The following is a 25,799-nucleotide window of genomic DNA, read 5'->3' as shown; positions in this document are numbered from 1 at the left end:
CGCGTGCCCGGCGGGTTTTCACGAGATCGCGCATGACGGATTCTATTCTGTACGAGCCCCTTTATGTCCAGCCGGGGCATCTGCTGCGGCGCGCGCAGCAGATCTCGGCGTCCATCTTCCACGACGAGATCGGCAACCGGGTCACCCCGATGCAATATGCGGTGTTGTGCGTGGTGCTGGACAACCCCCATGTAGACCAGGTGTCCATGGCGGGACTGGCGGCGGTGGATACGTCGACGGCGGCCAGCGTTGCCACGCGGCTGGAAGAAAAAGGGCTGCTGCGGCGCGAAGTCGACTCGGCCGATCGGCGCCAGCGCCGATTGTCCCTGACGCAGGCCGGACGCGATCTGCTGGTCGAGGTCAACGATGGCATTGCCCGCTTGCATCAGCGCATCTTCGAGAAGTTCTCGGCACAGGAAGAAGCCCAGTTCATGAACCTGCTGGAAAAGCTGGTCCACTTGAACAATCATCAGAGCCGGGCCCCGCTGACGGCGATGCCGGACGGCCGTTAATTTCCTGTTCCGTTCGGATCGGCCGGGGTGGGGCGCCTGGCCGTCACCTCTCGATCCAGGGTAAACCTCCAGAGGGTTAGTACCAGTTCATCCTTTAAATCCATATTTGTAGAATGGGTAAATGTTCAGTGTTCTGAATAATAGTGTGCTGAACACTTAGGATTCAAATATCTCTGTGGAAATGGCGTGCGGAATATCGTTCCCGCGCGCCGGGAGGACCATCATGTTTCCCATGAATGCCTGGTATGTGGCCTGTACACCGGACGAACTCGTCGACAAACCCCTGGGTCGCACGATCTGCGGCCTGCCGATCGTGCTGTACCGAGGCCAGGAAGGCCGGGTCGCCGCTCTGGAAGACTTCTGTCCGCACCGGGGCGCGGCACTGTCCCTGGGCTCGGTCGTGGACGGCAATCTGATGTGCGGCTATCACGGCCTGGTCATGGATTGCCACGGCAAGGCTGTGTCCATGCCCATGCAGAGGGTGGGTGGCTTTCCCTGCATCCGCAGCTATCCGGTCGAAGAACGTCATGGTTTCATCTGGATCTGGCCCGGTGACGCGGCGCAGGCCGATGCCGCTGCCATTCCCGATCTGCCCTGGGCGGACAATCCGGAATGGGCCTTTGGCGGCGGCCTGTATCACATCCGGTGCAGTTACCGGCTGATGATCGACAATCTCATGGACCTGACCCACGAAGCCTATGTGCATGCCGGCAGCATCGGCCAGGAGGAAATCGACCAGTCGCCGGTCAAGACGCACCTGGAAGGCGATCAGGTCGTCACCAGCCGTGAAATGAACGACATCATCGCGCCTCCGTTCTGGCAACTGGGCATGCGGGCCAGCGGCCTGGACGATCAGGCTCGGGTCGACCGCTGGCAGTATTCGCGTTTCACGGCGCCCGGCAGCGTGATGATCGACGTGGGCGTGGCCCTGGCGGGTCAGGGGGGCATCCAGGCGGATCCCTCCAAGCGGGTGTCGGCCATCGTGGTCGACTTCATGACGCCGGAAACCGAATCCTCTCATTGGTACTTCTGGGGCATGGCGCGGCACTTCAAGCCTGATGATGCGGCGCTGACCGAATCCATCCGCGAAGGACAGAGCAAGATCTTCAATCAGGACCTGGCGGTTCTGGAAGCCCAGCAGCACAACCGCGAGGCCTTCAGCGGGCGCCGCCTGCTGGCGCTGAACATCGATACGGGTGGCGTGCGGGCCAATCGCATTCTGGATGACCTGGTTGCAGCCGAACGCGCGGTGTCCCCCGAGGCCGCAGTGGGCTAAAGTGCAGCTTGTCCCGGTCTTGGCACACGGCACATGGGCCGACCCGCGACCGGGCTCGCGAGAGAGAATCATGACCGATACTTTGTTGTCCGTCCGGGTGTCCGCCAGACATGAGGCAGCCCAGGACATCGTCAGCCTGGATCTGGAAGATCCTGCTGGCGGCCTGTTGCCGGCCTTTACGCCGGGCGCCCACATCGACGTGCATCTGCCCGGTGGCCTGATCCGCCAGTATTCGCTGATGAACGATTGCCGGGAGCGCACCCGGTTTCGCATCGGCATCCTGCGCGAGCCGCAGTCCAGGGGCGGCTCCGTCGCGCTGCATGATCAGGTCCGTGATGGCGACCTGCTGCAGATCAGCGCGCCGCGCAACCGTTTTGAACTGGTGCCTGCCGCGCACAGCGTGCTGTTGGGCGGTGGGATCGGCATTACGCCCATCCTGTGCATGGCCACCGAACTGAATGCCCAGGGGGCGGATTTCACCTTGCATTACAGCTGCCGCAGCCGCGCGCGGGCAGCGTTCCTGCAGGACATCGCGCCAATCGTCCAGGCGGGCCATGCCCACCTGCATTTCGACGACGAGCCGGACACCGCGCTGGATGCGGCGGTGCTGCTGGCCCAGGCTGCGGCGGATCGGGCGCAAGTCTATGTCTGCGGGCCTGCGGGCTACATCGAATTCGTGCGCGCCCAGGCCCGGTCAGCCGGCATCCCCGATGCCCGAGTGCATTTCGAACTGTTCGCGCTGGACGAGGCCGACAAGCCGCGCCCGAGCGATCAGGACTGGGCGTTTCAGGTGCAGTTGGCCAGCACTGGGGAAATCTTCGACATCCCGGCGGACGAAACCATTACGCACGCGCTGGATCGCCAGGGCGTCTTCATTCCCGTGTCCTGCGAGGAAGGCATCTGCGGTACCTGCCTGACCGGCGTGAAATCGGGCACTCCCGATCACCGCGACAGCTACCTGACCGACGATGAACACGCTGCAAACGATCAGTTCACCCCGTGTTGTTCGCGTTCGCGCACGCCTTTGCTGATATTGGATCTATAGCCGTAACTGCTTTCACCTGAAGCACACTTAAAAACCAAGGAGACAAACGTGAAACATTCCATCGGCAAGCTGCTGGTCGCCGCCGCCTTGGGCGCGGGTGCGCTGGGTCTGGCCCAGGCGCAGGATCTGAAGATCGGGATGGTGGTCCCGTCTTCGGGGCCTTTCGCATCGACGGGGCAGCAGATCATGAACGGCGCCAATCTCTACCTGAGCGAGCATGGCGGCATGCTGGGCGGACGCACCGCCGTCCTGCTGGAAAAGGACGATACCGGGATCTCGCCCGCGATCAGCAAGCGCCAGGCGCAGAATCTGCTGATCCAGGACAAGGTCGACCTGCTGGCCGGGTTCGGCCTGACGCCCGCCGCGTTCGCGGTGGCGCCGTTGGCGACCGAGGCGAAGATCCCCATGATCGTGCTGAATGCGGCGACTTCATCCATCACGGAAAAATCCCCCTACATCGTCCGCACGTCCATGACTCTGCCTCAGGTGGCCGCCCCCATGGCCAGCTGGGCAGCGAAAAACGGCATCCATTCCGTGTACCTGCTGGTGGCGGATTATGGGCCGGGCCACGATGCCGCCGCCCAATTCAAAAAAACGTTCACGGCAGCCGGCGGCAGCATTGCCGGCGAGATCAACACCCCGCTGACCAGTCCGGACTTCGCCCCGTTCCTGCAGAAGATCAAGGATGCCAAGCCGGATGCGATTTTCTCCTTCGTGCCCAACGGTGAACAAGGCGTCGCGCTGGCCAAGGGCTACAAGGAACGCGGCCTGGACAAGAGCGGCATCCGTCTCCTGGCCACGGGCGACGTGGTGACCGAGGACGTGCTGGGGGCGATGGGGGACAATGCCCTGGGGATGATCACCTCGTTCCACTATTCCACGGCCCATGATTCGCCGGAAAACAAAAAATTCGTGGCGGCATATGCCAAGGCCTACCCCAATACGCGCCCGAACATGGTGGCCGTGGCCGCCTATGACGGCATGCGCCTGATCGACGAGGTTCTGAAGAAGGACGCCGGCAATGTTCAGGGTGACGCTTTCGTGGCGGCGGCCAAGGGCATGCAGTGGAACAGTCCGCGCGGCCCGGTGAAAATCGACCCGCAGACGCGCGACATCATCCAGAATGTCTACATCCGCAAGGTCGAAAAAGTCGACGGCCTGCTGCAGAATGTGGAATTCGACACCATTGAGGCGGTGAAGGACCCCGGCAAGCAATGATGGCCCCCGGCATCCCATAGCAATCAGTTATAGCTGCTAGTCGCCGATGCGGGCTTATCATGGTCCGATGTTCTGGAGATAATCAAAGCACTATGACACAGACTCGTACGATTGCCGGGATGCCGGTCTTTCCCATCGGCCTGGGATGCATGGGCCTCAGTCACGGTTACGGCCCGGCCGTGCCGCCCGAACAGGCGCAGGCCCTGCTGCTGGGCGCCCTGGACCAGGGTGTGACGCTGTTCGACACGGCGGCGCTCTATGGCTTCGGGCACAACGAAGAACTGGTGGGCCGGGTGCTGTCGCCCCATCGCAGCCGCTTCTTCCTGGCCAGCAAATGCGGCATCTTCCGGGAAAACGGGCAGCGCCGCATCGACGGCCGCCCGGAAACCCTGCGCCGCACCTGCGAAGACTCCCTGCGCCGCCTGCGCACCGACGTCATCGACCTGTACTATCTGCATCGCTGGGACAAGTCCGTGCCCATCGAGGACAGCGTCGGCGCTTTGGCCGATCTGGCGCAGGCGGGCAAGATCCGTCACATCGGCCTGTCCGAAGTCTCGGCCGATACTTTGCGCCGCGCGCATGCGGTGCATCCCATCGCCGCCGTGCAGAGCGAATATTCCCTGTGGTCGCGCAACGTGGAAATCGCCGTGCTGCAGGCCTGCCGCGACCTGGGCGCTGCCTTCGTGGCCTTCAGTCCGCTGGGACGGGCTTTCCTGGCCGACGGCCTGCCGTCCATGGCGCCGCTGGCGGACACCGACATGCGCCGCCGCATGCCGCGCTTCCAGCCTGACACGTTCGGACGCAATCAGGCCTTGCTTGGCCTGCTGCGCGACCGGGCCGAAGGCCTGGGATGCACCCCCGGCCAGCTCGCACTGGCCTGGCTGCTGCGCCAGGGGCCGCACATCATCCCGATTCCGGGCACCACACGCCTGGATCATCTGCGGGAAAACCTGGCTGCCGCGGACTTCGTCCCCGACGATGCGCTGTGCGCCGAGTTGGCCGCCCATTTCCACCATGATCGGGTGGCAGGCGACCGCTATGGGCCCGCCACGCAGCTGGAAGTCGACACAGAGCAGTTTCCGTCCGCCTGAAGCGCGGATATCGATCGGCCCGGCGCCCGGGCCGGACACTTCATTCAGTTTTTGGGAGCAGTCATGCAGACGACACGGTTGGGCTTGATCGGTTATGGCGAAGTCGGCGGGATTTTCTGCGCCGGCCTGGGGCCGCAGGTGGAAGGCGTGCACGCCTGGGACCTGAAGCTGGCCGATCCAGCGGCGGCGCAGCCGCTGCGCGACAAGGCGGCCCACGACGGCGTGGTCCTGTGCGCTTCTGCCGCCGAGCTCTGCGCCGCCAGCAATCTGGTGATTTCGGCGGTGACGGCGTCCAACACCGTGGCGGTGGCCCGCGAGGCGGCGGCGCACCTGCAGCCGGGCACTGTCTTTCTGGACCTGAATTCCGCTTCGCCGGGGGCCAAGCGCGAGGCCGCAGCCCTGGTCGAGGCTGCGGGTGGGCACTATGTCGAGGCTGGGGTGATGACCTCGGTGCCCCCCTATGGCATTCGCGTTCCCATGCTGCTGGGCGGCGCGCATGCGGACGCCCTGGCCAGCCGACTGGTGGCCTGGGGCATGGATGCCAGGGTCGTGTCGCCGGAACTCGGCGTCGCGTCCGCCATCAAGATGTGCCGCAGCGTCATGATCAAGGGCCTGGAGGCCCTGGTGATCGAAAGCTACACCGCCGCCCGCGCCTACGGGGTCGAGGACTACGTGCTGCCGACCCTGCAGGAAACCTTCCCCTCCATCGACTGGACGGAGCAGGGCCGTTATTTCTACAGCCGGGTGGTGCAGCACGGGCGACGTCGTGCCGAGGAAATGCGGGAGGTCGCCAATACCGTGCGCGAAGCAGGCTTCGAGCCCTGGATGGCGGCTGCCACGGCGGAAAAGCAGGACTGGGTGGCCGGCTTGGCCGCACAGGGCCTGTTCGAAGGCGTTCAGCAGGCCGGCGGCTGGCAGGCGTATGCCGATCGCCTGATCAAGCACGCCAAGGGCTGATCAGCCGCGTTCAGTCCGGCTGGATCAGTGACGTGGGGTAGGTCTCGAGCACGGTGCTGCGGATCAGGTCCAGCATGGCCTGCTGCGTCAGCGTCGTGATGCGTCCCGACGCCGTCGCCAGGTACAGCCGGCTGGGCAGTTCGGGCTGACTGATCGGGCGGATGTGATAGCGGTCCGGTTGCGCCGAGGTCAGCACGGCGTGTTCGGTCAGCACCGCGTAGCCGGCGCCGTCGGCCACCAGGTCCAGGATGGCCGGCACGCCGTCGATTTCCAGCCGGATGTTGGGGCGGCAGCCGATCAGCGCCATCTGCGATTCCAGCAGCATGCGGATGGTATGCGGCCGGTTGGGGATCACCAACGGGATGCCCGCCAGCGATCGCAACGGCATGGCTTGCGACGACGGATGCGGGCCCTTGGGGCCGACCAGATACAGCAGTTCGCTGGTCAAGGGGCTGAGATCCAGTTCCGCCGACGCGCTGGGGTTGTAGAGCAGGGCGATGTCCAGGCGGCCCGCCAGCAGGGATTCCTGCATCATCACCGACAGCCCTTCGCTGATGGACAGCGTGGCGTTGGGCAGCCGCTTGCGGAACTTTCGGGTCAGGGGCACTGTCAGCATCTTCGAGGCGCTGGGCACGATGCCCAGGACCACCCGGCCGGCCAGGGCGCCCTGGACGCGGCCCATGTCTTCCTTGGCGCGTTCGACCTGGTGCAGGATCCCCCGGCAGTGCTCCAGCAGTACCTTGCCAGCCTCGGTCGTTGTCACGCCCCGGCCATTGCGGTTCAGCAGGTTCTGGCGCAGTTCGACCTCGAGCAGCCGCACCTGTCGGCTGAGCGCCGGTTGCGCGATGTCCAGAGCGTGGGATGCCTGGGTGAAGCTACCCAGTTCGGCCACGCGGGTGAAGTATTCAAGCTGCTTGAGATCCATGTCAGGGTTTACCCTTAAATTTAGCATGACGTCGATATGATTATACCAATTTGATATAGCAGCTAGTGTATGTATGCCCTTATTAATCAGGCAGCTTGCGCCCATAATGATTGCAACATAGTAGCGGTGGTGACGAGATGCAAAAGCCTGTTCCAGCCTTGTTCATGCGCGGAGGCACATCGCGCGGGCCATTTTTCCTGGAATCCGACCTGCCGGCCGACACGGCGGCTCGCGACCGGGTCCTGCTGGCCGTGATGGGTTCGCCCGACCGACGACAGATTGACGGCCTGGGCGGGGCGCATCCCCTGACCAGCAAGGTCGGCATCGTCCGTACAGGCACTACGCCGGGGGTCGACCTGGAATTCCTGTTCGCCCAGCTGCAGCCTGATCGGGATACGGTGGATACCACGGCCAATTGCGGCAATATGCTCGCGGCCGTGGTGCCGTTCGCCCTGGAACGCGGCGTGATCCAGGCCCAGGGCGATCAGACCACCGTGCGCGTCCTGACCCGCAACACCGGCATGCTGTGCGACATCACCGTGCAGACGCCGCTCACGCCCGCCGGCCGACAGGTCAGCTACGAGGGCGAGGCCCGCATCGACGGGGTCCCCAATACCTCGGCGCCCATCACCATCAATTTCCTGGATACGGCGGGCTCCGTGTGTTCCGGTCTGCTGCCCACCGGCCGGGTGCTGGATCGGGTGCGCGTCGAACCGCCCGCCGGCGCGTCCTTTCAGCCGTTCGACATCGATGTCACCTGCATCGACAACGGCATGCCGCTGGTCCTGTTCCGGGCCCGGGACCTGGGTTGCACCGGCCAGGAAAAACCGGCGGAACTCAATGCCGATACGGATCTGAAGGCCCGTATCGAGGCTCTGCGCCTGCAAACCGGCGAACTCATGGGGCTGGGAGACGTCAGCGGGCGCAATTATCCCAAGATGACCCTGGTGTCGGCCCCGCAGGCCGGCGGCGCCATCAATACACGGTGCTTCATCCCGCACGTCTGCCACGAGGCCATCGGCGTGCTGGCGGCCGTGACGGTGGGCACGGCCTGCGTGCTGGAAGGCTCGGTGTCGAACGCCCTGGCACAGCTGCCGGACGGCGCCCGCAAGGCCGTGTCGATCGAACATCCCAGCGGTGAATTCACCGTTGAACTCGAATTGGATCCGCATGACGCCCAAAAGGTCGTGCGGGCCGCCCTGTTGCGCACGGCGCGTCTCATCATGCGCGGTGAAGTCATGGTCCCCGAATCCGCCTGGCAGGCGGCGGGGGTGGATGGCGAACACGTTCGCTGATCCGGTTTATCAAAAGGAATTCGTCAACATGAACCGACAACCCCTGATCATTGATTGCCACGGGCACTACACCACCGCCCCGCAGGCGCTGGCCGATTGGCGCGAGCGCCAGATCGCCGGAATCAAGGATCCGGCGCAAAGCCCCAAAGCCGCCGATCTGCGCATCAGCGACGATGATCTGCGCGAAAGCATCGAATCCAACCAGCTGCGCCTCATGCTCGAGCGCGGCTCCGACCTGACGATCTTTTCGCCTCGGGCCAGCTTCATGGCGCACCACATCGGCGATTTCCAGGTGTCCAGCACCTGGTCGGCGATCTGCAACGAACTGTGCCACCGGGTCGCCACGCTGTTCCCGGACCATTTCGCCATGGCCGCCATGCTGCCGCAATCACCCGGAGTCGATCCGGCCACCTGCATCCCCGAACTGGAAAAGTGCGTCAAGGAATACGGCGCGGTCGGCATCAACCTGAACCCGGATCCGTCCGGCGGGCACTGGACGGCGCCGCCGCTGTCCGATCATTCCTGGTATCCGATCTACGAGAAGATGGTGGAATACGACATTCCGGCCATGATCCACGTGTCCACCAGTTGCAACCCGTGTTTCCACACCACGGGGGCTCACTACTTGAATGCCGACACCACGGCCTTCATGCAGTGCCTGACTTCGGACCTGTTCAAGGACTTCCCCACGCTGCGCTTCGTCATTCCCCATGGGGGCGGTGCGGCGCCGTATCACTGGGGCCGCTTCCGGGGGCTGGCCCAGGCTTTGAAAAAACCGCTGCTGGACGAGCATCTGCTGAATAATGTGTTCTTCGATACCTGCGTCTACCATCAGCCGGGCATCGATCTGCTGACACGGGTCATCCCCGTGAAAAACGTGCTGTTCGCTTCGGAAATGATCGGCGCGGTGCGGGGCATCGACCCCGAGACCGGCCATTATTTCGACGACACCAAGCGCTACATCGAGGCGGCCACCACGCTGTCCGACGCTGATCGCTTCCAGATTTACGAGGGCAATGCCCGGCGCGTCTTTCCGCGCCTGGATGCCGCCCTGAAGGCCAAGGGCCTTTGATATAGAGGATGATGAATATGAGCACTCCCTTGAATCAGCTGGGTGTCGTGCATCGCACGATTCAACGCGCCGACGCCGCAGCCGTCGAACACCTGTCGCATTTTGGCGTGGCCACCATCCACGAGGCCATGGGGCGCGTGGGCCTGATGAAAACCTATATGCGGCCGGTCTGGCATGGCGCGCGCATGTGCGGCACTGCCGTCACTGTGCTGCTGCAGCCGGGCGACAACTGGATGCTGCACGTGGCGGCAGAACAGATCCGCCCGGGCGACGTGGTAGTGGCGGCTTGCACGGCCGACAGCATGGACGGCTTTTTCGGCGACCTGCTGGCCACGTCCTTCAAGGCGCGCGGCGCGCGCGGCCTGATCATCGACGGCGGCGTGCGTGACGTCGACACCCTGGAATCCATGGATTTCCCCGTGTTCTCCCGGGCCATCAGTTCCCGGGGCACGATCAAGGCCACGCTGGGCTCGGTCAATATTCCGGTGGTGTGCGCCGGCGCCGCCGTGATGCCGGGCGACGTGGTCGTGGCCGATACCGATGGGGTCGTGGTGGTGCCGGCGGCCATTGCCGGCGAAGTGGCCGCCAAGGCCCAGGCCCGCGAAGACAACGAAGGCAACAAGCGCGAGATCTTCGCCTCCGGCGTACTGGGCCTGGACTACTACAAGATGCGCGAAGGCTTGGAAAAGGCTGGCTTGAAGTACCTGGATTAAGGATTGCGCCATGAATACCTCCGACACCTTCGCCAAGACCCCGGGCTGGCTGGATTACTACGACGGCCCCAGCCGCCCGCGTTTCCGCCTGCCGCCCGACGCCGTGGATGCGCATTGCCATGTCTTCGGCCCGGGATCTGTCTTCCCCTACGCTCCGCAGCGCAAGTACACGCCCTGCGATGCGCCCAAAGAAACCCTGTTCGCCCTGCGCGACCACCTGGGGTTTGCGAAGAACGTGATCGTGCAGGCGACCTGCCACGGTACGGACAACCGCGCCCTGGTCGACGCCCTGAAGGCTTCAGGCGGCAGGGCGCGGGGGGTTGCGACGGTGTCGCAGGACATCACGGACGCCGAACTGCGGGATCTGCATGCGGCGGGGGTGCGCGGCACGCGCTTCAATTTCGTCAAGCGTCTGGCGGATTTCACCCCGCGCGAGGTCCTGGCCGACATTGCCGCCCGCATCGCTCCGCTGGGCTGGCACGTGGTCGTCTACTTCGAGGCCAAGGACCTGCCTGAACTGATCGATTTCTTCACCGCGCTGCCGACGACCGTGGTGGTCGACCACATGGGTCGCCCCGACGTTACCCAGCCCGTCAGCGGGCCGGAATTCCAGCGTTTCGTCGCAATGATGCGCGAGCATCCCAACATCTGGAGCAAGGTCAGCTGCCCCGAGCGCCTCAGCCAGACCGGGCCCTACGCCCTTGGTGGCGAACAACGGGCCTACCAGGATGTGGTGCCGTTCGCCCGCCACCTGGTGGAAACCTTCCCCGATCGTGTCCTGTGGGGCACGGATTGGCCGCATCCGAACCTGAAGTCCCACATGCCCGACGACGGGCTGCTGGTGGACTATATCCCGCAGATTGCCCCGACCGCAGCTTTGCAGCACAAGCTGCTGGTGGACAATCCAAACCGCTTGTACTGGAGTTGAGCCATGTCCTTGAACAAGCCCTATACCGACATTCCCGGCACCACGGTCTTCGATGCCGATCAGTCCCGCCTGGGGTATCACCTGAATCAGTTCTGCATGTCGCTGATGAAGGCCGACAATCGCAAGCGCTTTCTGGCTGATGAACGCGCCTATCTCGATGAATGGCCCATGTCGGAAGACCAGAAACAGGCCGTGCTTGCACGCGACCTGAATCGCTGCCTGGCACTGGGCGGCAACATCTATTTCCTGGCCAAATTGGGCGCTACCGACGGCCGGTCCTTCCAGTACATGGCCGCGAGCATGACCGGCATGTCCCAGGAAGACTACGCCGCCATGATGTTGGCCGGCGGCCGATCCGTCAAAGGCAACCGCAAAATCGGAGAGCACTCATGAGTCCCACCCACGCCCGCATCACCGCCAGCGTGTATACGTCCCATGTGCCGGCCATCGGCGCGGCCCTCGATCTGGGCAAGACGGGTACCGACTACTGGGCGCCGCTGTTCCAGGGCTACGAGCCGTCGAAACAGTGGCTGAAGGACAATACGCCCGACGTGATCTTCCTGGTCTACAACGATCATGCCACGGCCTTCAGCCTGGACATGATCCCCACCTTCGCCATCGGCTGCGCTGAACAATACCAGCCTGCCGACGAAGGCTGGGGCGCGCGCCCCGTGCCGCCCGTCATCGGCCACCCCGAACTGGCGGCGCATATCGCCCAGTCGGTAATCCAGCAGGATTTCGATCTGACCATCGTCAACAAGATGGACGTGGACCACGGCCTGACGGTGCCGCTGTCGCTGATGTGCGGCCAGCCCCAGGCCTGGCCGTGCCCGGTCATCCCGTTCGCGGTCAACGTGGTCCAGTACCCCGTGCCTTCGGGCCAGCGCTGCTTCCAGCTGGGGCAGGCGATCCGCCGTGCCATCGAGAGCTTCGACCGGCCCCTGAACGTGCAGATCTGGGGCACGGGCGGCATGAGCCATCAGCTGCAGGGGCCGCGCGCCGGGCTGATCAACAGCGAATTCGACAATGCCTTCCTGGACCGCCTGATCGCCGACCCTGCAGGACAAGCGTCGGTGCCGCACATCGATTACGTGCGCGAAGCCGGTTCCGAAGGTATCGAGCTGGTCATGTGGCTGATCGCCCGCGGGGCGATGGCCGATGTGGCGGGCGGGCCGGCGCCGCGCGTCGTGCACCGCTTCTACCATGTGCCCGCATCGAACACGGCCGTGGGACACCTGATCCTGGAGGAACAGTAATGGCGCACCAGCACTTGAAAGTCGCCCTGGCCGGAGCCGGCGCCTTTGGCATCAAGCATCTGGACGGCATCGCGCGCATCGACGGCGTGGATGTCGTCGCCCTGGTCAGCCGCGATCTGGACAAGACCCGGGCCGTCGCGCAGAAATACGGCATCGAGCAATCCGCCACCGACCTGGACGAAGTGCTCACGCGATCGGACGTCGATGCCGTCATCCTGTGCACCCCCACCCAGATGCATGCGGCGCAGGCCATGGCCTGCCTGCGGGCAGGCAAGCACGTGCAGGTGGAAATCCCCATGGCTGACAGCCTGCAGGACGCGCAGGCCCTGGCGGCCCTGGCGGGGCAGAGCGGCAAGGTCGCCATGTGCGGCCACACGCGCCGCTTCAACCCCAGCCATCAGTATGTGCATCAGCGTATCCAGAAGGGCGAATTCCATATCCAGCAGATGGACGTGCAGACGTATTTCTTTCGTCGCACCAACATGAATGCCCTGGGCGAGCCGCGCAGCTGGACCGATCACCTGTTGTGGCACCATGCCGCCCACACCGTGGACCTGTTCGCCTACCAGTGCGGCAGCCCGGTGGTGAAGGCGAACGCCTTACAGGGGCCGGTCCACCCGACGCTGGGGATCGCCATGGACATGTCCATCCAGCTGCAGGCGGCCAACGGAGCCATCTGCACCCTGTCGCTCAGCTTCAACAACGACGGGCCCCTGGGCACGTTCTTCCGCTACATCGGCGATACCGCCACCTACATTGCCCGCTACGACGATCTGGTCACCGGGCGCGACGAAGTCATCGACGTCAGCCAGGTCGATGTCTCCATGAACGGCATCGAATTGCAGGATCGCGAGTTCTTCGCGGCGATCCGCGAGGGGCGGGAACCGAACGCCAGCGTGGCGCAGGTCCTGCCGTGTTATCAGGTTCTGCATAACCTAGAGCAGCAGTTGGCCGGCTGAAAGGCTGGTGTTTTTATTACTTTCCAGGAGTGAGACCATGAAATTCATCAAGACCCTCGGGGCGATGGCGCTGGCCTTCAGCACGGCCGCTGCGTTCACGCCTGCCCAGGCCAAGGACCTGAAGATCGGCATCGTCATGCCGATGTCGGGGCCGTTTGCCGCTCACGGCAAACAGATCCAGCATGGCGTCGATCTGTACATGGCCCAGCATGGCGACGAAGTGGCTGGCCGCAAGGTCAAGATCATCATCAAGGACGACACCGGCATCTCTCCCGCCGTGGCCAAGCGCCAGGCCCAGGAACTGCTGATCAAGGACAAGGTCGACATTCTGGCCGGCTTTACCCTGACGCCGAACGCCTTTTCCGTCGCGCCGCTGGCCACCGAGGCCAAGGTCCCGATGGTCGTGCTGAACGCCGCAACCTCGTCGATCACCGAAAAGTCCCCCAACATCGTCCGGGTGTCCATGACCTTGCCGCAGGACACGGCTCCGATGGCGCAGTGGGCGTACGCCAACGGCATCCGTTCGGTCTATACCCTGGTCGCCGACTACGGCCCCGGACACGATGCCGAGAAGCAATTCCAGAAGACCTTCACCGAACTGGGTGGCAAGATCATCGGCGAAGTTCGCACGCCGGTCGCCACGCCCGACTATGCGCCGTATCTGCAGCGCATCAAGGACGCCAAGCCTGACGCGGTGTTCCTGTTCGTGCCCAACGGCGAACAGGGCGTGGCGCTGGCCAAGGGCTTCAAGGAACGCGGTCTGGATCAGGCCGGCATCAAGGAACTGGCCACGGGTGACGTGACCGACGAAGACGTGCTGAACGCCATGGGCGATGCGGCCATCGGCATGATCACCTCCTTCCACTACTCGGCGGCGCATGATTCGCCGGAAAACAAGGCCTATGTCGCGGCCTACCACAAGGCCTTCCCGAACGACCGTCCGAACTTCGTGTCGGTGGCCGGCTACGACGGCATGCATCTGATCTATGCCGCCCTGGAAAAGACCAAGGGTGACGCCAGCGCTGCGGCCTTCATGGACGCCGTCAAGGGCATGAAGTGGACCAGCCCGCGCGGCCCGGTGGAAATCGACCCGCAGACGCGTGACATCATCCAGAACGTCTATATCCGCAAGGTCGAACGAGTGGACGGCGTGTTGCAGAACGTGGAATTCGACACCATCAAAGCGGTGAAGGATCCCGGCAAGCAAGGCTGATCCGTGCGGGCGGCGGCGGTGATCCGATGCCCCGCCGCCGTCCGGGTTCCTGTGGAGGCGGCTCCCCGATGGCGTGCCGCCTGTCTTACCCTCCAGGATGAATCATGACTATATTATTCGACGGCCTTGCCTACGGCATGCTGCTGTTTCTGATCAGCGTCGGGCTGTCCGTGACCTTGGGCCTGATGAACTTCGTCAATCTGGCCCATGGCGCTTTCGCCATGCTGGGCGGCTACGCCTGTGTGATCCTGCTCAACAGCTACGGGGTGCCTTTCCTGGCCACGCTGCCAGTGGCGGCCATTGTGCCGGCCATCGTCGGCATCATCCTGGAACGCCTGCTGTACCGGCGCCTGTATGCGGCGTCCGATCTGGATCAGGTGCTGTTTTCCATCGGCCTGGTGTTCATGGCGGTCGCGGCGGCGCATTATTTCTTCGGCGCCCAACAGCAGCCCCTGCACCTGCCTGAATTCCTGTCCGGCCAGATCCACGTCATGCCGGGACTGGATGTGGGCGTCTATCGCCTGTTCCTGGTCATTGCCGGCCTGCTGGTGGCGGTGCTGCTGCAGTGGTCCGTGATCCGTACCTCGTTTGGCGCCCGCCTGCGAGCCGCCGTGGACAATCAACGCGTGGCGCGCGGCATGGGCGTGGACGTCAATCGGGTCTTCAGCCTGACCTTCGCGCTGGGCTCGGCCCTGGCGGGCCTGGGCGGCGCCCTGGGGGTGGAAATGCTGGGCCTGGACCCCGAATTCCCGGTGAAGTATCTGGTGTATTTCCTTATCGTGGTGTCGGTGGGCGGCAGCGGCAACATTCTCGGTTCCCTGTATGCCGCCATCCTGTTGGGGGTGGCCGACGTAGCCGGCAAATACTACATCCCCCAGGTGGGCGCCTTCATCATCTATGCCGTCATGGTGGTGACGCTGATCTACCGTCCGCATGGCCTGTTTGGCCGTTCTCACAAATAGGATGCCGACATGACGACTTCTTCTTTGTCCGGGGCGGGCGCCGACCGGGGCGCGCAGCGGACTGAAATACTGGCCGCCTACCGCCGCACGGCGCACTGGAAGCCCCTGGAATACCTGTTCTGGTGCCTGCCGGTGCTGGCGTACTTCGCCTTCCCGGGCAATTACCTGCTGCTCAGCCAGATCGCCATCACGGGCCTGTTCGCCCTGTCGCTGGACCTCATCTTCGGCTATGCCGGCGTGATTTCCCTGGGCCATGCTGCCTTTTTCGGCATCGGCGCCTATACCGTGGGCCTGCTGGGCTCCCATGGGCTGGGTGATCCTTTGCTGGGTCTGGTGCTGGCGGCGTTCTTTGCCGGCGTGGTGGGCTTTTTCAGCAGCTTCCTGCTGCTGCGCGGCAGCGACCTGTCGCGCCTGATGGTGACGCTGGGCGTGGCGCTGATGCTCTACGAACTGGCCAATAAGTTCACCAGCATCACCGGTGGCGTCGACGGCATGCCCGGCGTGGAGATCAAACCCATCCTGGGCGTGTTCGATTTCGACATGTTCGGTCGGGTAGGCTTCATCTATTCGACGATCGTGCTGTTCGTGCTGTTCTGGGTGGCGCGCCGTCTGGTGTATTCGCCCTTCGGGCAAAGCCTGCGCGGCATTCACATGAACGTGCTGCGCATGCCGGCGCTGGGCGTGCCGGTCAATAGCCGCCTGGTCAAGATCTACACCATCGGCGCGGCTTATGCCGGGGTGGCGGGCGCATTGTTGGCCCAGACCAATCAATTCGTGTCCCTGGATGTGCTCAGCTTCCAGCGTTCGGCCGACCTGCTGCTGATCCTGATCCTGGGCGGCGCCGGTCACCTGTACGGCGGCCTGGTCGGGGCCGTGGTGTTCGTCATGATCAATTATTTCCTGTCCGACATGAACCCGCAGTACTGGCAGTTCTGGCTGGGCCTGATCCTGGTGCTGGTCGTGCTGTTCGCACGCGGCGGCATCCTGGGCACGGCACAGCAATGGATACGATCCGCCCGGCACCGGGCCCAGGCTACTGCCCGCACGGAGTCCTCTTCATGAATGCGGTTCTGCAAACCCACGATCTGGTTCGGCGTTTCGGCGGCTTTACCGCCACCGACCAAGTGAGCCTGAGTATCCCCGCAGGGGCGCGCCATGCCTTGATCGGCCCCAATGGGGCGGGCAAGACCACCCTGATCAATCTGCTGACCGGCTACCTGGAACCCACCTCGGGGCGGGTCAGCCTGCTGGGGCAGGACGTCACCCGGATGCCGCAGCACGAGCGCTGCCGTCAGGGGCTGGTGCGCACCTTCCAGATCAATCAGCTCTTCATGGGCATGACGGTGCTGGAATCCGTGGCCCTGGCCGTCAGCGAGCGCCAGGGGCTGGGCACCCGCTGGTGGAAGCCCCTGGCGTCTCATGCGGAAGTCCTGGACGAGGCCGCCGCCATCCTCGACCAGCTGAAACTGCTGCCCGATGCCTATGAAACCACGCGCGACCTGGCCTATGGCCGCCAGCGCCTGATCGAAATCGCCCTGGCCCTGGCCCTGCGCCCGAAGGTCCTGCTGCTGGACGAACCGGCGGCGGGCGTGCCCACGGGCGAATCGCGCGAATTGTTCGATACCATCGCGCAGCTGCCGCGCGATGTCACCATCTTGCTGATTGAACACGACATGAACCTGGTCTTCCGATTCGCCGAACGGATCTCGGTACTGGTGTCCGGCGCCTTGCTGCTGGAAGACACGCCCGACGTCATCGCCCATCATCCCAAGGTCAAGGAAGTCTATCTCGGAGAATCCCATGGCTGAGCTCCTACGCATGGACAAGGTCTGGGCCGGGTACGGCGATGCCATCATCCTGGAAGACCTGTCCTTTTCCCTGGCGGCGGGCGACAGCCTGGCCTTGCTGGGGCGCAACGGCATGGGCAAGACCACGCTGTTGGCCACACTGATGGGCGCGACCCGCCTGCGCAAGGGCGGCATCTTTTTCGAAGGGCGCGACATCGCCCGGGTGCCCAGCCACTTGCGGGCCCGGGCCGGTTTTGGCTGGGTGCCCCAGGAACGCGACATCTTCCGTTCCCTGACCGTCGAGGAGAACCTGACCGTCGTCGCGCGGCCGGGGGAATGGACGGTGGACCGTGTCTACGACCTGTTCCCGCGCCTGCGTGAACGTCGCGCCAACCTGGGCAATCAGCTGTCCGGGGGAGAGCAGCAGATGCTGGCCATGGGCCGCGCGCTGATGCTCAACCCCAAGGTGCTGCTGCTGGACGAGCCCCTGGAGGGCCTGGCGCCCCTGATCGCGCAGGAACTGCTGCACATCATCGACCGCATGGTCACTGAAGGGCGCATGGCCGTCATCCTGGTCGAGCAACACGCGCGGCAGATTCTGCCGATCACGCGCCAGGCGCTGATCCTGGAGCGCGGCAAGGTCGTATACGCGGGCGATAGCGCCACGCTGTTGCAGGACGGCGCTCTGCTGGATCGCTGGCTGGGGGCGGGTTCGACCGAGCAGGAATCGGCGCCGTCCGCTTCCGCGACGCCGGCCCCGGAGACCCGAATCCCGGCCATCGAGGCGATCCGCGAGGAACACCGCGCCATTGCCGCCATTCTGAACGCCATGTCGCATATCGTGGATGGTATCGAATCAGGCCGCCTGCAGCCGGATTTCAATCTGCTGGCCAGCCTGGTCGAATACATCGTGGAGATGCCCGACAAACTGCATCACCCCAAGGAAGACCGGATCTTCGCCTTGCTGCGCGCCAGGACGCACGAACTCGATGCGCAGCTGGACCAGCTGGAGGCCGAGCACCGCGACAGCGTCCCGGCCACCAGCCGGCTGGATCGGGCCCTGGTGGCCTACATCCAGGGCGGCGCGCCGGCCTTCGATGGGTTTCGGGATGCGGTGCGCACCTACATTGCAAACGAATGGGTCCATCTGAACACCGAGGAAACCCACGTCCTGCCGGCGGCGCGCCGTCTGTTCAGCCCCGAGGAATGGCAGGACATCAACGCCGATTTCGTGCGCAATGGCGACCCGTGGTCCGGTCAGGACAATCGCTATGCCGAGCTGTTCAAGCGCATCGCCAATCTGGCGCCGGCGCCGGTCGGCGTCGGTGGGTCGGGGCAGGGCGGGGACTGATCTCGGCCAGCCTGGTGCGTGGGCGTCGCTCCGCCGGCTGCGCCAGGCCTTGAACACAAAGCGGCCTGACGGCAGGACGCCGTCGGGACACCCCATTGTTTGCCATGCACAGGAGGACACCATGAGCCCCATTTCTCTGTTGATCGGGGGCCGGCGCCAGCCGGCCGGCCAGGGCAGGACCTTCGAGCGCCGCAATCCCCTGGATGACCAGGTGGCGACGGTCGCGCCTGCGGCCAGCCCCGATGACGCCCGGGCTGCCGTGCAGGCGGCTGCCGATGCGTTCGCCGCCTGGTCGCAGACGGGCCCCAGCCAGCGCCGCGCCCTGCTCAGTCGCGCCGCCGATGCCCTGGAGGCGCGCCAGGCGGATTTCGTCGCTGCCATGGCGGCTGAAACCGGCGCCTCGGCCCTCTGGGCGGAATTCAATGTGCATCTGGCCGCCGGCATGCTGCGCGAGGCCGCCGCCTTGACCTCGCAGATCGGCGGCGAGGTCATTCCTTCGGATGTGCCGGGCAATCTGGCCATGGGCCAGCGGGTGCCGGCCGGCGTGGTGGTCGGCATGGCGCCCTGGAATGCGCCGGTCATTCTGGGGGTGCGGGCAGTGGCTACGCCGCTGGCCTGCGGCAACACTGTGGTGCTGAAGGGCTCGGAAATGTGTCCGGCGACGCACGGCCTGATCATTGAATCCTTGCAAGAGGCCGGCCTGCCGGCCGGTGTGGTGAACTTCATCACCAATGCTCCTCAGGACGCGCCTGCCGTGGTCGAGGCCCTGGTGGCGCATCCGCAAACCCGACGCGTGAACTTCACCGGTTCGACCAAGGTCGGCCGCATCATCGCCGGCCTGTGCGCCCAGTACCTCAAGCCCGTCGTGCTGGAATTGGGCGGCAAGGCCCCGCTGCTGATCCTCGATGACGCTGATCTGGACTGCGCCGTCAACGCGGCTGCCTTTGGCGCCTTCGCTAATTCAGGGCAGATCTGCATGTCCACTGAACGCATCATCGTCGACGAGCGGATCGCGGATGCCTTCGTGCAGCGCCTGACGGCAAAGGTCCAGGGCCTGCCGGTGGGCGACCCACGCCAGGGGCCGGTGGTGCTGGGATCCGTCGTGGACATGTCCACCGTACAGCGCTGCAACGCCATGATCGACGACGCCCTGGCCAAGGGCGCCACGTTGCTGTGCGGCGGCAAGACCGACAACACGCTGATGCCGGCCACGCTGCTCGATCACGTGACACCGGCCATGCGCATCTACGCCGAGGAAACCTTCGGTCCGGTCAAGGCCATCGTGCGCGTCCAGGGCGAGGAAGCCGCTGTGGCCTGCGCCAACGACAGCGCCTACGGCCTGTCGGCCGCCGTCATCGGCGCCGACGTGGCTCGTGCGATGCGGGTGGCGGGGCGGGTGCAATCGGGCATCTGCCACGTCAATGGGCCTACCGTCCACGACGAACCGCAGATGCCGTTTGGCGGCGTCAAGGACAGCGGCTACGGGCGCTTCGGGGGCAAGGCCGGGATCGAGGCCTTCACCGATCTGCGCTGGATCACCATCCAGACCACACCGCGCGCGTATCCCTTCTGAGGCCGGCGGCCAGGCCTTCGCGGTCCTGGTCGCCAGGGCGCCGACCGCCCTATAACCTCAGGCACGCCGCTGCTGGATGGCGTGGCAGATGATGCCCAGCACCAGGCCCCAGAAGGCGCTGCCGATTCCCAGCAGGCTCATGCCCGAGGCCGTCGCCAGGAAGGTCACCAGCGCGGACTCCCGGTATTCCGGGGTTTGCAGCGATTCGTGGATGCTGTTGCCCAGAGTGCCCAGCAGGGCCAGGCCGGCGATGGCAGCCACCAGTTCGTGGGGGAAGGCTGCGAACAGCGCGACGACGGTAGCCCCGAAAATACCTGTCAGCAGGTAGAACGCGCCGGCCCAGACGGAAGCCTTGTAGCGTTCGCGGGTATCCGGATCGGCGTCGGGGCTCATGCAGATGGCCGCCGTGATGGCCGCCAGGTTGTAGGCGAACCCGCCGAACGGCGCCAGGACGATGCCGGTCAGGCCAGTCCAGGAAATCAGCGGCGAAGCGGGCACCCTGGCATAGCCGTTGGCCCGCAGCACGGCCAGGCCCGGCACGTTCTGAGAAGTCATCGTCACGATGAACAGGGGCAGCGCCACGCCAACCAGGGCGGATACGGAAAATGCGGGCGCCATCCAGACCGGGTGGGCGGGAGTCCAGTCCAGCCCACCCAGGGACAGCGTGCCTTGCAGGATCGCGCAGACCATGCCCGCCAGCAGGGCCAGCGGCACGCTGTAGCGTGGCAGCAGGCGCCGTGCGGCGACGAAGGTCGCAAACATGGCGATGACCAGCGTCGGCTGGCCTTGCATGGAGGTGAAGAGATCCATGCCGAAGCGCAGCAGGATGCCGGCCAGCATGGCCGATGCCAGATGGCGTGGCACCCAATCCATGATTTTCTGGAACCAGCCGGTCAGGCCGCAGAGCGTGATCAGCAGGGAACTGGCGATGAAGACCCCGATCGCCTGGGCCAGTCCGATATCGCCCAGGCTGGTGGCCAGCAGGGCGGCGCCTGGGGTGGACCAGGCAGTCAGGACGGGTGCCCGCCAGGCCAGGGACAGGCCGATGCAGGTGATGCCCATGCCGATGCCAAGCGCCCACATCCAGGATGCCAGTTGCGCGTCCTGCGCTCCGGCCGCGCTGGCCGCCTGAAAGACGATGGCCACCGAACTGGTGTATCCCACCAGCACGGCGATGAATCCCGAGGCAACGTGCGAGATCCGCAACCATCCGGCCAGCCCGCGTGACACGGGCTGGCCGGAAGATGACGCTGGGTCGGACGGTGTGGTCATGGGGCGGCGCGGGTGATGCCGTGCGCCCAGATGAAGGCCTGCTGAATCAAGGGGTTGACCTGCTCGGCCTGGATACCCATGGTCTGCAGCAGAGGCGCTGGATCTTCGGCTATGTCGCGGTCCGAGGGGAAGATCAGGGTGGCCAGGCGCAGATCGGTGCCCAGGGCGCCTTCGTGTCGCAGCAGGGCGTCGCGGATGGGGACGTCGACGTTCACCTGAGCCAGCAGATCCTTCATGGTGCCCTGGAAGAGCTGGTCCATGATGGACAGGATGCCGGTGGTGAAGGCCGATTCCGCCCGGACCGGCTGGTCAGGGTAGCGCAGCGTGGACATGGATTCCATCAGGTGGGCCCGGGCGCTGGCCTGGATCAGGATGGGGGACAGGTACCCCGCTGGCCGGCCGGCCTCGGTGTACATCAGGACCTGGATCCAGCGTTGCAGCTGGCGGCGTCCCAGCAGCATGATGGCCTGGCTCAGGGATTCGATTTCCTGGCTGAGCCCATAGGCCGGAGTGTTGACCATGTCCAGCAGGGTCTTGACCAGCTCGGCGTCCTGCTTCAGGCAGGCTTCGATTTCGGGGGCTTCGCCCTCGCCCATGATCAGAGTGATCAGGCGCAGCAGGGTTTTCTGGCGCGGCGTCAGTGAAGCTGCAGCCACCAGGTCCGTGGGCCAATGCCCTTGGAACACCGTGAAGCCCAGCAACTGGAAGTTGTCCAGGGTGGCCTTGTCGGGGGTGTTGATCGCCATCAGCAGGCGGCTGGCTTGCTTGTGCTGGAAGCTTTGGCGGAAGATCTCGGCCTTGGTGCTGCGCGCGGGGTCGAAACCCACGACCTTGACGAAGGGCAGCAAGGCTGCGCGTTCGGCTTGCGCCGCCAGGTCGCCGCGCAGGGAAAATTTCAGGCCTGTGTGGGCCAGCCCCTGCAGGGACTGGATCAGTTCGGGCGTGATTTCCAGCGATTCGGGAAATTCCAGATAACAGCGGTTGCGCGGCAACGTCAGGGTGAAGGCATTATGCAGCAGCGCCGGAGTCGCATCGATCCAGTGCGGCGCATAGGCCAGGAAACTGCCGGCGCCGTGTTCACTGGCCTCTTTTATCAGGGCGGCGCCCGGGTCGATGTCGGCTGATTCGGCGTCTGTCCATAGAATACGCAGCCGATAGCCGCTCAGGCCTCGGTTCTGGTCCAGGATGGGTTCCCGGCGGATCAGGTGGGGGGGGACGATGGCGGGGGCCTCGTGGTGTGGTGCGGCTGCGTCTGGCTCGGCCATCAGGGTTGTCTCCATGGTTGCTCGTCTTGGTGCAGGGGCAGCTTTTGGTGGCTGCCCAGCTCTTAGCGCATGACATTATATGGAAGTCTACAATCGGAAGGTCCTTTAACTGGAGAAACCCATGCCAGGATTGCTACCCCAGGTCGACCCGGATGGTTTGCTGGAATATTCCGTGGTCTATACCGATCGCGCCCTGAATCACATGTCCCAATCGTTTCAGGCGGTCATGCGCGATATTTCCAGCACGCTGAAGAGCGTGTACGGCGCTCATTCCGCCATCGTGATACCCGGCAGCGGCACATTCGGCATGGAAGCCGTGGCCCGCCAGTTCGGCACCGGCAAGCGCTGCCTGGTGATCCGTAATGGCTGGTTCAGCTATCGCTGGACGCAGATCTTCGAAGCCGGCGACATCCCGTCCGAATCGCGCGTGCTCAAGGCCCGCCCGGTCGAATCCGGCGCCCAGCCGCATTTCGCGCCGCCGCCTGCGGACGAAGTCATTGCGGCGATTCGGGAATTCAAGCCCGACGTCGTCTTCGCGGCCCATGTGGAAACGGCGTCCGGCATCATGCTGCCGGACGATTACATCCGCCGGGTAGCCGATGCCGTGCACGCCGAAGGCGGCCTGTTCGTGCTGGATTGCATCGCATCGGGCACGATCTGGGTCGATATGCGGGATGTGCGCGTGGACATCCTGATTTCGGCCCCGCAAAAGGGCTGGACCTCGTCGGCCTGCTGCGGTCTGGTCATGCTGGGCGAGGCTGCCCGCCAGAGCATCGAATCCACGCAGAGCACCAGCTTTGCCTGCGACCTACGCAAATGGCTGGGCATCATGGAGGCCTACGAAAAGGGCAGCCACGCCTACTACACGACGCTGCCCACGGATTCCCTGACCGTGCTGCGCGACGTCATGGCGGAAACCGGGTCCTACGGCTACGACCGCGTCAAGGCCGAACAGCAGCAGCTGGGCAATGCCGTTCGGGCCCTGTTGCGCGAACGCGGCTTCAAGAGCGTCGCGGCGCCAGGCTTCGAAGCCCCCGGCGTGGTGGTCAGCTACACCACCGACGACGGCATCCAGTCCACGCGCAAGTTCGCCGAGGCCGGCCTGCAGGCGGCCGCCGGCGTGCCCCTGGCCTGCGATGAGCCGGCGGACTTCAAGACCTTTCGCATCGGCCTGTTCGGCCTGGACAAGCTGCACAACATCGAACGCACCGTCGGCACCCTGGCGCAGGCGCTGGACCGCATGCAATAGACCTGCCCTGGCCTGCGCCTGCGCAGCGTGGGGGCTTTTTTACCGCCGGGCCGCCCCAAGGTAAAAACGCCCCCTCGGGGGGCAGCAAGCGGGCGTCAGCCTGCGCAGCGTGGGGGCACAACACCCCACCCCTAGGGGCGCAGCCGGTAGCCGGTGCGGAAGATCCAGGCGACGATGGCCAGGCATGCCGCCAGGAACAACGACGTCATGCCCAGGCTGAGCCAGATGTTGACGTCGGCCAGGCCGAAGAAGCTCCAGCGAAAGCCGCTGACCAGGTACACCACCGGGTTCAGCAGCGTGACCTGCTGCCAGAAGGGCGGCAGCATGTCGATGGAATAGAAGCTGCCCCCCAGGAATGTCAGGGGGGTGACGATCAGCAGCGGCACGAACTGCAGCTTTTCGAAATTGTCGGCCCAGATGCCGATGATGAAGCCCAGCAGGCTGAACGTGAAGGCCGTGAGCACCATGAAGGCGATCATCGCCAGGGGGTGGTCGATGCGCAGCGGCACGAACAGCGTGGCCGTGGCCAGAATGATGACGCCCAGAATGATGGATTTCGTGGCGGCCGCCCCGACGTAGCCCAGCAGGATGTCCAGGTAGGACAGCGGTGCTGACAGGATTTCGTAGACGGTGCCCGTGAACTTCGGGAAATAGATGCCGAAGGCCGCATTCGAGATGCTGTGGGTCAGCAGCGACAGCATGATGAGGCCTGGCACGATGAAGGCCCCATAGCTGACGTCGCCCACCTGCTGGATGCGCGAGCCGATGGCCGTGCCGAACACCACGAAATACAGCGACGTCGAAATCACCGGTGCGATGATGCTCTGCATCAGGGTGCGCCGGGTGCGGGCCATCTCGAAACGGTAGATGGCATAGATGGCGGGCCAGTTCATGCCGGACTCCTGATGAGGTCGACGAAAATGTCTTCCAGGGAACGTTGTTCGGTATCGAGGTCGGCGAGCAGCAGCCCCTCGGCCTGCAGCGCGGCCATCAGGGCGGGAACCTCGGCGCCGGCCTGCGGCGATTCGTAGCGATAGCGCAGCGCGCGTCCGTCCTCCGTCAGATCCAGCGGCCAGGACTTCAGGCCGTCCGGGATGCGGGGCAGGGGGTCTTGCAGGTGCAGGGTCAGGCCCTTCTGGCCCAGCTGGCGCATCAGGCTGGATTTCTGCTCGACCAGAAGCAGCCGGCCCTGGTTGATGATGCCCACCCGATCGGCCATTTCCTCGGCTTCCTCGATGTAGTGAGTCGTGAGGATGATCGTCACCCCGGTCGCTCGCAGGGAACGCACCAGGTTCCACATGTCCTTGCGCAGGGCCACGTCCACACCTGCCGTCGGTTCATCGAGGAACAGGATGGCGGGTTCGTGCGACAGGGCCTTTGCGATCATCACGCGCCGCTTCATGCCGCCGGAAAGCGCCATCAACTGACTGTCGCGCTTTTCCCAGAGCGACAGGGACCGCAGGATGCGTTCCAGGCCGACGGGGTCCGGCGCCATGCCGAACAGTCCGCGCGTGAAACAGACGGTGTCCCAGACGGTCTCGAAGGCATCGGTGGTCAATTCCTGGGGCACGAGCCCGATGGCGGAGCGGGCCGCCCGATAGTCGCGTACGATATCGTGGCCGGCCACCTGAACCGTGCCCGTGCTGGGGTTGACCAGGCCGCAGACGATGCTGATCAGCGTGGTCTTGCCAGCGCCGTTGGGGCCCAGCAGGGCGAAGATCTCGCCCGCCCGGATGTCCAGGTCGATCTGTTTCAGGGCCTGGTGTCCCGAGGCATAGGTCTTGCTCAGGTTCCGGATGGCGATGACCGGGTCGGCCAGGCGCGCGCGCGTAGGTAGGGCTGTAGTCTCTGGCATGGTGCGAAGGATTCCCGAAAACCCC

At 64.7% G+C, this 25,799-nt stretch carries 25 protein-coding genes and 1 pseudogene; 21 read left to right on the top strand and 5 right to left on the bottom strand.

All coding sequences use genetic code 11. The features are described 5' to 3' along the window. Positions 1-32: 32 nt before the first annotated feature. The 6 genes from VDP74_RS07385 to VDP74_RS07360 all read left to right on the top strand — a co-directional run bounded on the left by VDP74_RS07385 (position 33) and on the right by VDP74_RS07360 (position 6,099). Complete coding sequence (locus VDP74_RS07385) at positions 33-512, top strand: MarR family winged helix-turn-helix transcriptional regulator (protein WP_322998985.1); 480 nt, start codon at positions 33-35, stop codon at positions 510-512. A gap of 223 nt (positions 513-735) precedes the next feature. Further along, positions 736-1,788, top strand: a complete 1,053-nt coding sequence (locus tag VDP74_RS07380; RefSeq protein WP_322998984.1) for an aromatic ring-hydroxylating dioxygenase subunit alpha — start codon at positions 736-738, stop codon at positions 1,786-1,788. Positions 1,789-1,858: 70 nt separating this feature from the next. Then, the gene (locus tag VDP74_RS07375; RefSeq protein WP_322998983.1) at positions 1,859-2,833 is read left to right on the top strand and encodes a PDR/VanB family oxidoreductase; all 975 of its coding nucleotides are present in this window, start codon (positions 1,859-1,861) and stop codon (positions 2,831-2,833) included. A 48-nt stretch (positions 2,834-2,881) separates the two neighbouring features. Continuing rightward, a complete protein-coding gene (locus VDP74_RS07370) occupies positions 2,882-4,051 on the top strand; it encodes an ABC transporter substrate-binding protein (RefSeq protein WP_322998982.1) in 1,170 nt (389 codons plus the stop codon). 92 nt (positions 4,052-4,143) lie between these two features. Beyond that, positions 4,144-5,142, top strand: a complete 999-nt coding sequence (locus tag VDP74_RS07365; RefSeq protein WP_322998981.1) for an aldo/keto reductase — start codon at positions 4,144-4,146, stop codon at positions 5,140-5,142. A 63-nt stretch (positions 5,143-5,205) separates the two neighbouring features. Next, positions 5,206-6,099: an NAD(P)-dependent oxidoreductase gene (locus tag VDP74_RS07360; RefSeq protein WP_322998980.1), complete on the top strand. Its 894-nt coding sequence runs from the start codon at positions 5,206-5,208 to the stop codon at positions 6,097-6,099. A 10-nt stretch (positions 6,100-6,109) separates the two neighbouring features. Here the strand turns inward: VDP74_RS07360 and VDP74_RS07355 are convergent, their stop codons facing one another. After that, a complete protein-coding gene (locus VDP74_RS07355; protein ID WP_322998979.1) occupies positions 6,110-7,024 on the bottom strand; it encodes a LysR family transcriptional regulator in 915 nt (304 codons plus the stop codon). Positions 7,025-7,161: 137 nt separating this feature from the next. Between VDP74_RS07355 and VDP74_RS07350 the strand changes: the two genes are divergently transcribed. The 14 genes and pseudogenes from VDP74_RS07350 to VDP74_RS07285 all read left to right on the top strand — a co-directional run bounded on the left by VDP74_RS07350 (position 7,162) and on the right by VDP74_RS07285 (position 20,133). Continuing rightward, positions 7,162-8,319 (top strand): 4-oxalomesaconate tautomerase, encoded by a 1,158-nt coding sequence (locus VDP74_RS07350; protein ID WP_322998978.1) that lies wholly within the window; start codon positions 7,162-7,164, stop codon positions 8,317-8,319. A gap of 43 nt (positions 8,320-8,362) precedes the next feature. Next, positions 8,363-9,391, top strand: coding sequence for an amidohydrolase family protein (locus VDP74_RS07345; RefSeq protein WP_322999016.1), 1,029 nt, complete (start codon positions 8,363-8,365; stop codon positions 9,389-9,391). A 17-nt stretch (positions 9,392-9,408) separates the two neighbouring features. Further along, entirely contained in the window at positions 9,409-10,104 is a 696-nt protein-coding gene (ligK, locus tag VDP74_RS07340; RefSeq protein WP_322998977.1) for a 4-carboxy-4-hydroxy-2-oxoadipate aldolase/oxaloacetate decarboxylase, read from the top strand. A 10-nt stretch (positions 10,105-10,114) separates the two neighbouring features. Further along, on the top strand, positions 10,115-11,032 hold the full coding sequence (locus VDP74_RS07335; protein WP_322998976.1) for an amidohydrolase family protein: 918 nt from the start codon (positions 10,115-10,117) through the stop codon (positions 11,030-11,032). 3 nt (positions 11,033-11,035) lie between these two features. Then, positions 11,036-11,425, top strand: a complete 390-nt coding sequence (gene ligA / locus VDP74_RS07330; RefSeq protein ID WP_322998975.1) for a protocatechuate 4,5-dioxygenase subunit alpha — start codon at positions 11,036-11,038, stop codon at positions 11,423-11,425. Beyond that, positions 11,422-12,288: a class III extradiol dioxygenase subunit beta gene (locus tag VDP74_RS07325; RefSeq protein WP_322998974.1), complete on the top strand. Its 867-nt coding sequence runs from the start codon at positions 11,422-11,424 to the stop codon at positions 12,286-12,288. The genes ligA and VDP74_RS07325 overlap by 4 nt, the downstream gene beginning before the upstream one ends. After that, positions 12,288-13,247, top strand: coding sequence for a Gfo/Idh/MocA family oxidoreductase (locus tag VDP74_RS07320; RefSeq protein ID WP_322998973.1), 960 nt, complete (start codon positions 12,288-12,290; stop codon positions 13,245-13,247). Before VDP74_RS07325 ends, VDP74_RS07320 begins: the two co-directional genes overlap by 1 nt. Before the next feature lie 37 nt (positions 13,248-13,284). Next, positions 13,285-14,460, top strand: coding sequence for an ABC transporter substrate-binding protein (locus VDP74_RS07315; protein ID WP_322998972.1), 1,176 nt, complete (start codon positions 13,285-13,287; stop codon positions 14,458-14,460). Positions 14,461-14,564: 104 nt separating this feature from the next. Beyond that, positions 14,565-15,422, top strand: coding sequence for a branched-chain amino acid ABC transporter permease (locus tag VDP74_RS07310; RefSeq protein ID WP_322998971.1), 858 nt, complete (start codon positions 14,565-14,567; stop codon positions 15,420-15,422). Positions 15,423-15,431: 9 nt separating this feature from the next. Further along, on the top strand, positions 15,432-16,484 hold the full coding sequence (locus VDP74_RS07305; protein ID WP_322998970.1) for a branched-chain amino acid ABC transporter permease: 1,053 nt from the start codon (positions 15,432-15,434) through the stop codon (positions 16,482-16,484). After that, positions 16,481-17,230, top strand: a complete 750-nt coding sequence (locus VDP74_RS07300; RefSeq protein ID WP_322998969.1) for an ABC transporter ATP-binding protein — start codon at positions 16,481-16,483, stop codon at positions 17,228-17,230. Before VDP74_RS07305 ends, VDP74_RS07300 begins: the two co-directional genes overlap by 4 nt. After that, positions 17,223-17,906, top strand: a pseudogene (locus tag VDP74_RS07295) (ABC transporter ATP-binding protein); the annotation flags it as partial. The gene VDP74_RS07300 and the pseudogene VDP74_RS07295, both read left to right, overlap by 8 nt. Beyond that, positions 17,880-18,560 (top strand): hemerythrin domain-containing protein, encoded by a 681-nt coding sequence (locus VDP74_RS07290; RefSeq protein ID WP_322999015.1) that lies wholly within the window; start codon positions 17,880-17,882, stop codon positions 18,558-18,560. The pseudogene VDP74_RS07295 and the gene VDP74_RS07290, both read left to right, overlap by 27 nt. A 121-nt stretch (positions 18,561-18,681) precedes the next feature. Further along, positions 18,682-20,133, top strand: a complete 1,452-nt coding sequence (locus tag VDP74_RS07285; RefSeq protein ID WP_322998968.1) for an aldehyde dehydrogenase — start codon at positions 18,682-18,684, stop codon at positions 20,131-20,133. Positions 20,134-20,190: 57 nt separating this feature from the next. On the opposite strand, the gene VDP74_RS07280 is transcribed toward VDP74_RS07285, so the two are convergent. Beyond that, positions 20,191-21,405 (bottom strand): benzoate/H(+) symporter BenE family transporter, encoded by a 1,215-nt coding sequence (locus tag VDP74_RS07280; RefSeq protein ID WP_322998967.1) that lies wholly within the window; start codon positions 21,403-21,405, stop codon positions 20,191-20,193. Beyond that, a complete protein-coding gene (locus tag VDP74_RS07275) occupies positions 21,402-22,685 on the bottom strand; it encodes an EAL and HDOD domain-containing protein (RefSeq protein ID WP_322998966.1) in 1,284 nt (427 codons plus the stop codon). Before VDP74_RS07275 ends, VDP74_RS07280 begins: the two co-directional genes overlap by 4 nt. A 106-nt stretch (positions 22,686-22,791) precedes the next feature. Here VDP74_RS07275 and VDP74_RS07270 point away from each other — a divergent pair, with 106 nt between their 5' ends. After that, on the top strand, positions 22,792-23,919 hold the full coding sequence (locus VDP74_RS07270; RefSeq protein WP_322998965.1) for an aminotransferase class V-fold PLP-dependent enzyme: 1,128 nt from the start codon (positions 22,792-22,794) through the stop codon (positions 23,917-23,919). A gap of 131 nt (positions 23,920-24,050) precedes the next feature. On the opposite strand, the gene VDP74_RS07265 is transcribed toward VDP74_RS07270, so the two are convergent. Then, positions 24,051-24,812 (bottom strand): ABC transporter permease, encoded by a 762-nt coding sequence (locus VDP74_RS07265; protein WP_322998964.1) that lies wholly within the window; start codon positions 24,810-24,812, stop codon positions 24,051-24,053. Beyond that, positions 24,809-25,774 carry an ABC transporter ATP-binding protein gene (locus tag VDP74_RS07260; protein ID WP_322998963.1) on the bottom strand — a complete coding sequence of 322 codons (966 nt, stop codon included), beginning with the start codon at positions 25,772-25,774 and terminating at the stop codon, positions 24,809-24,811. Before VDP74_RS07260 ends, VDP74_RS07265 begins: the two co-directional genes overlap by 4 nt. Positions 25,775-25,799 lie beyond the last annotated feature (25 nt).

Origin of the sequence: Castellaniella sp. (assembly GCF_034674885.1) — a bacterium.
In the GTDB taxonomy this organism is placed as follows: Bacteria; Pseudomonadota; Gammaproteobacteria; order Burkholderiales; family Burkholderiaceae_B; genus Castellaniella.
Note: the sequence above shows the minus strand (reverse complement) of the source record. Positions and strands in the feature narration are given on the sequence as shown.

What these genes read in the sequence shown, in the direction of transcription:
- VDP74_RS07265 (WP_322998964.1), bottom strand. Translation starts at nt 24,812, where the DNA reads ATGAACTGGCCCGCCATCTATGCCATCTACCGTTTCGAGATGGCCCGC.
- VDP74_RS07385 (WP_322998985.1), top strand. Translation starts at nt 33, where the DNA reads ATGACGGATTCTATTCTGTACGAGCCCCTTTATGTCCAGCCGGGGCAT.
- VDP74_RS07270 (WP_322998965.1), top strand. Translation starts at nt 22,792, where the DNA reads ATGCCAGGATTGCTACCCCAGGTCGACCCGGATGGTTTGCTGGAATAT.
- VDP74_RS07280 (WP_322998967.1), bottom strand. Translation starts at nt 21,405, where the DNA reads ATGACCACACCGTCCGACCCAGCGTCATCTTCCGGCCAGCCCGTGTCA.
- VDP74_RS07260 (WP_322998963.1), bottom strand. Translation starts at nt 25,774, where the DNA reads ATGCCAGAGACTACAGCCCTACCTACGCGCGCGCGCCTGGCCGACCCG.
- VDP74_RS07365 (WP_322998981.1), top strand. Translation starts at nt 4,144, where the DNA reads ATGACACAGACTCGTACGATTGCCGGGATGCCGGTCTTTCCCATCGGC.
- ligA (WP_322998975.1), top strand. Translation starts at nt 11,036, where the DNA reads ATGTCCTTGAACAAGCCCTATACCGACATTCCCGGCACCACGGTCTTC.
- VDP74_RS07315 (WP_322998972.1), top strand. Translation starts at nt 13,285, where the DNA reads ATGAAATTCATCAAGACCCTCGGGGCGATGGCGCTGGCCTTCAGCACG.
- VDP74_RS07380 (WP_322998984.1), top strand. Translation starts at nt 736, where the DNA reads ATGTTTCCCATGAATGCCTGGTATGTGGCCTGTACACCGGACGAACTC.
- ligK (WP_322998977.1), top strand. Translation starts at nt 9,409, where the DNA reads ATGAGCACTCCCTTGAATCAGCTGGGTGTCGTGCATCGCACGATTCAA.
- VDP74_RS07285 (WP_322998968.1), top strand. Translation starts at nt 18,682, where the DNA reads ATGAGCCCCATTTCTCTGTTGATCGGGGGCCGGCGCCAGCCGGCCGGC.
- VDP74_RS07350 (WP_322998978.1), top strand. Translation starts at nt 7,162, where the DNA reads ATGCAAAAGCCTGTTCCAGCCTTGTTCATGCGCGGAGGCACATCGCGC.
- VDP74_RS07325 (WP_322998974.1), top strand. Translation starts at nt 11,422, where the DNA reads ATGAGTCCCACCCACGCCCGCATCACCGCCAGCGTGTATACGTCCCAT.
- VDP74_RS07355 (WP_322998979.1), bottom strand. Translation starts at nt 7,024, where the DNA reads ATGGATCTCAAGCAGCTTGAATACTTCACCCGCGTGGCCGAACTGGGT.
- VDP74_RS07310 (WP_322998971.1), top strand. Translation starts at nt 14,565, where the DNA reads ATGACTATATTATTCGACGGCCTTGCCTACGGCATGCTGCTGTTTCTG.
- VDP74_RS07305 (WP_322998970.1), top strand. Translation starts at nt 15,432, where the DNA reads ATGACGACTTCTTCTTTGTCCGGGGCGGGCGCCGACCGGGGCGCGCAG.
- VDP74_RS07335 (WP_322998976.1), top strand. Translation starts at nt 10,115, where the DNA reads ATGAATACCTCCGACACCTTCGCCAAGACCCCGGGCTGGCTGGATTAC.
- VDP74_RS07360 (WP_322998980.1), top strand. Translation starts at nt 5,206, where the DNA reads ATGCAGACGACACGGTTGGGCTTGATCGGTTATGGCGAAGTCGGCGGG.
- VDP74_RS07375 (WP_322998983.1), top strand. Translation starts at nt 1,859, where the DNA reads ATGACCGATACTTTGTTGTCCGTCCGGGTGTCCGCCAGACATGAGGCA.
- VDP74_RS07300 (WP_322998969.1), top strand. Translation starts at nt 16,481, where the DNA reads ATGAATGCGGTTCTGCAAACCCACGATCTGGTTCGGCGTTTCGGCGGC.
- VDP74_RS07275 (WP_322998966.1), bottom strand. Translation starts at nt 22,685, where the DNA reads ATGGAGACAACCCTGATGGCCGAGCCAGACGCAGCCGCACCACACCAC.
- VDP74_RS07320 (WP_322998973.1), top strand. Translation starts at nt 12,288, where the DNA reads ATGGCGCACCAGCACTTGAAAGTCGCCCTGGCCGGAGCCGGCGCCTTT.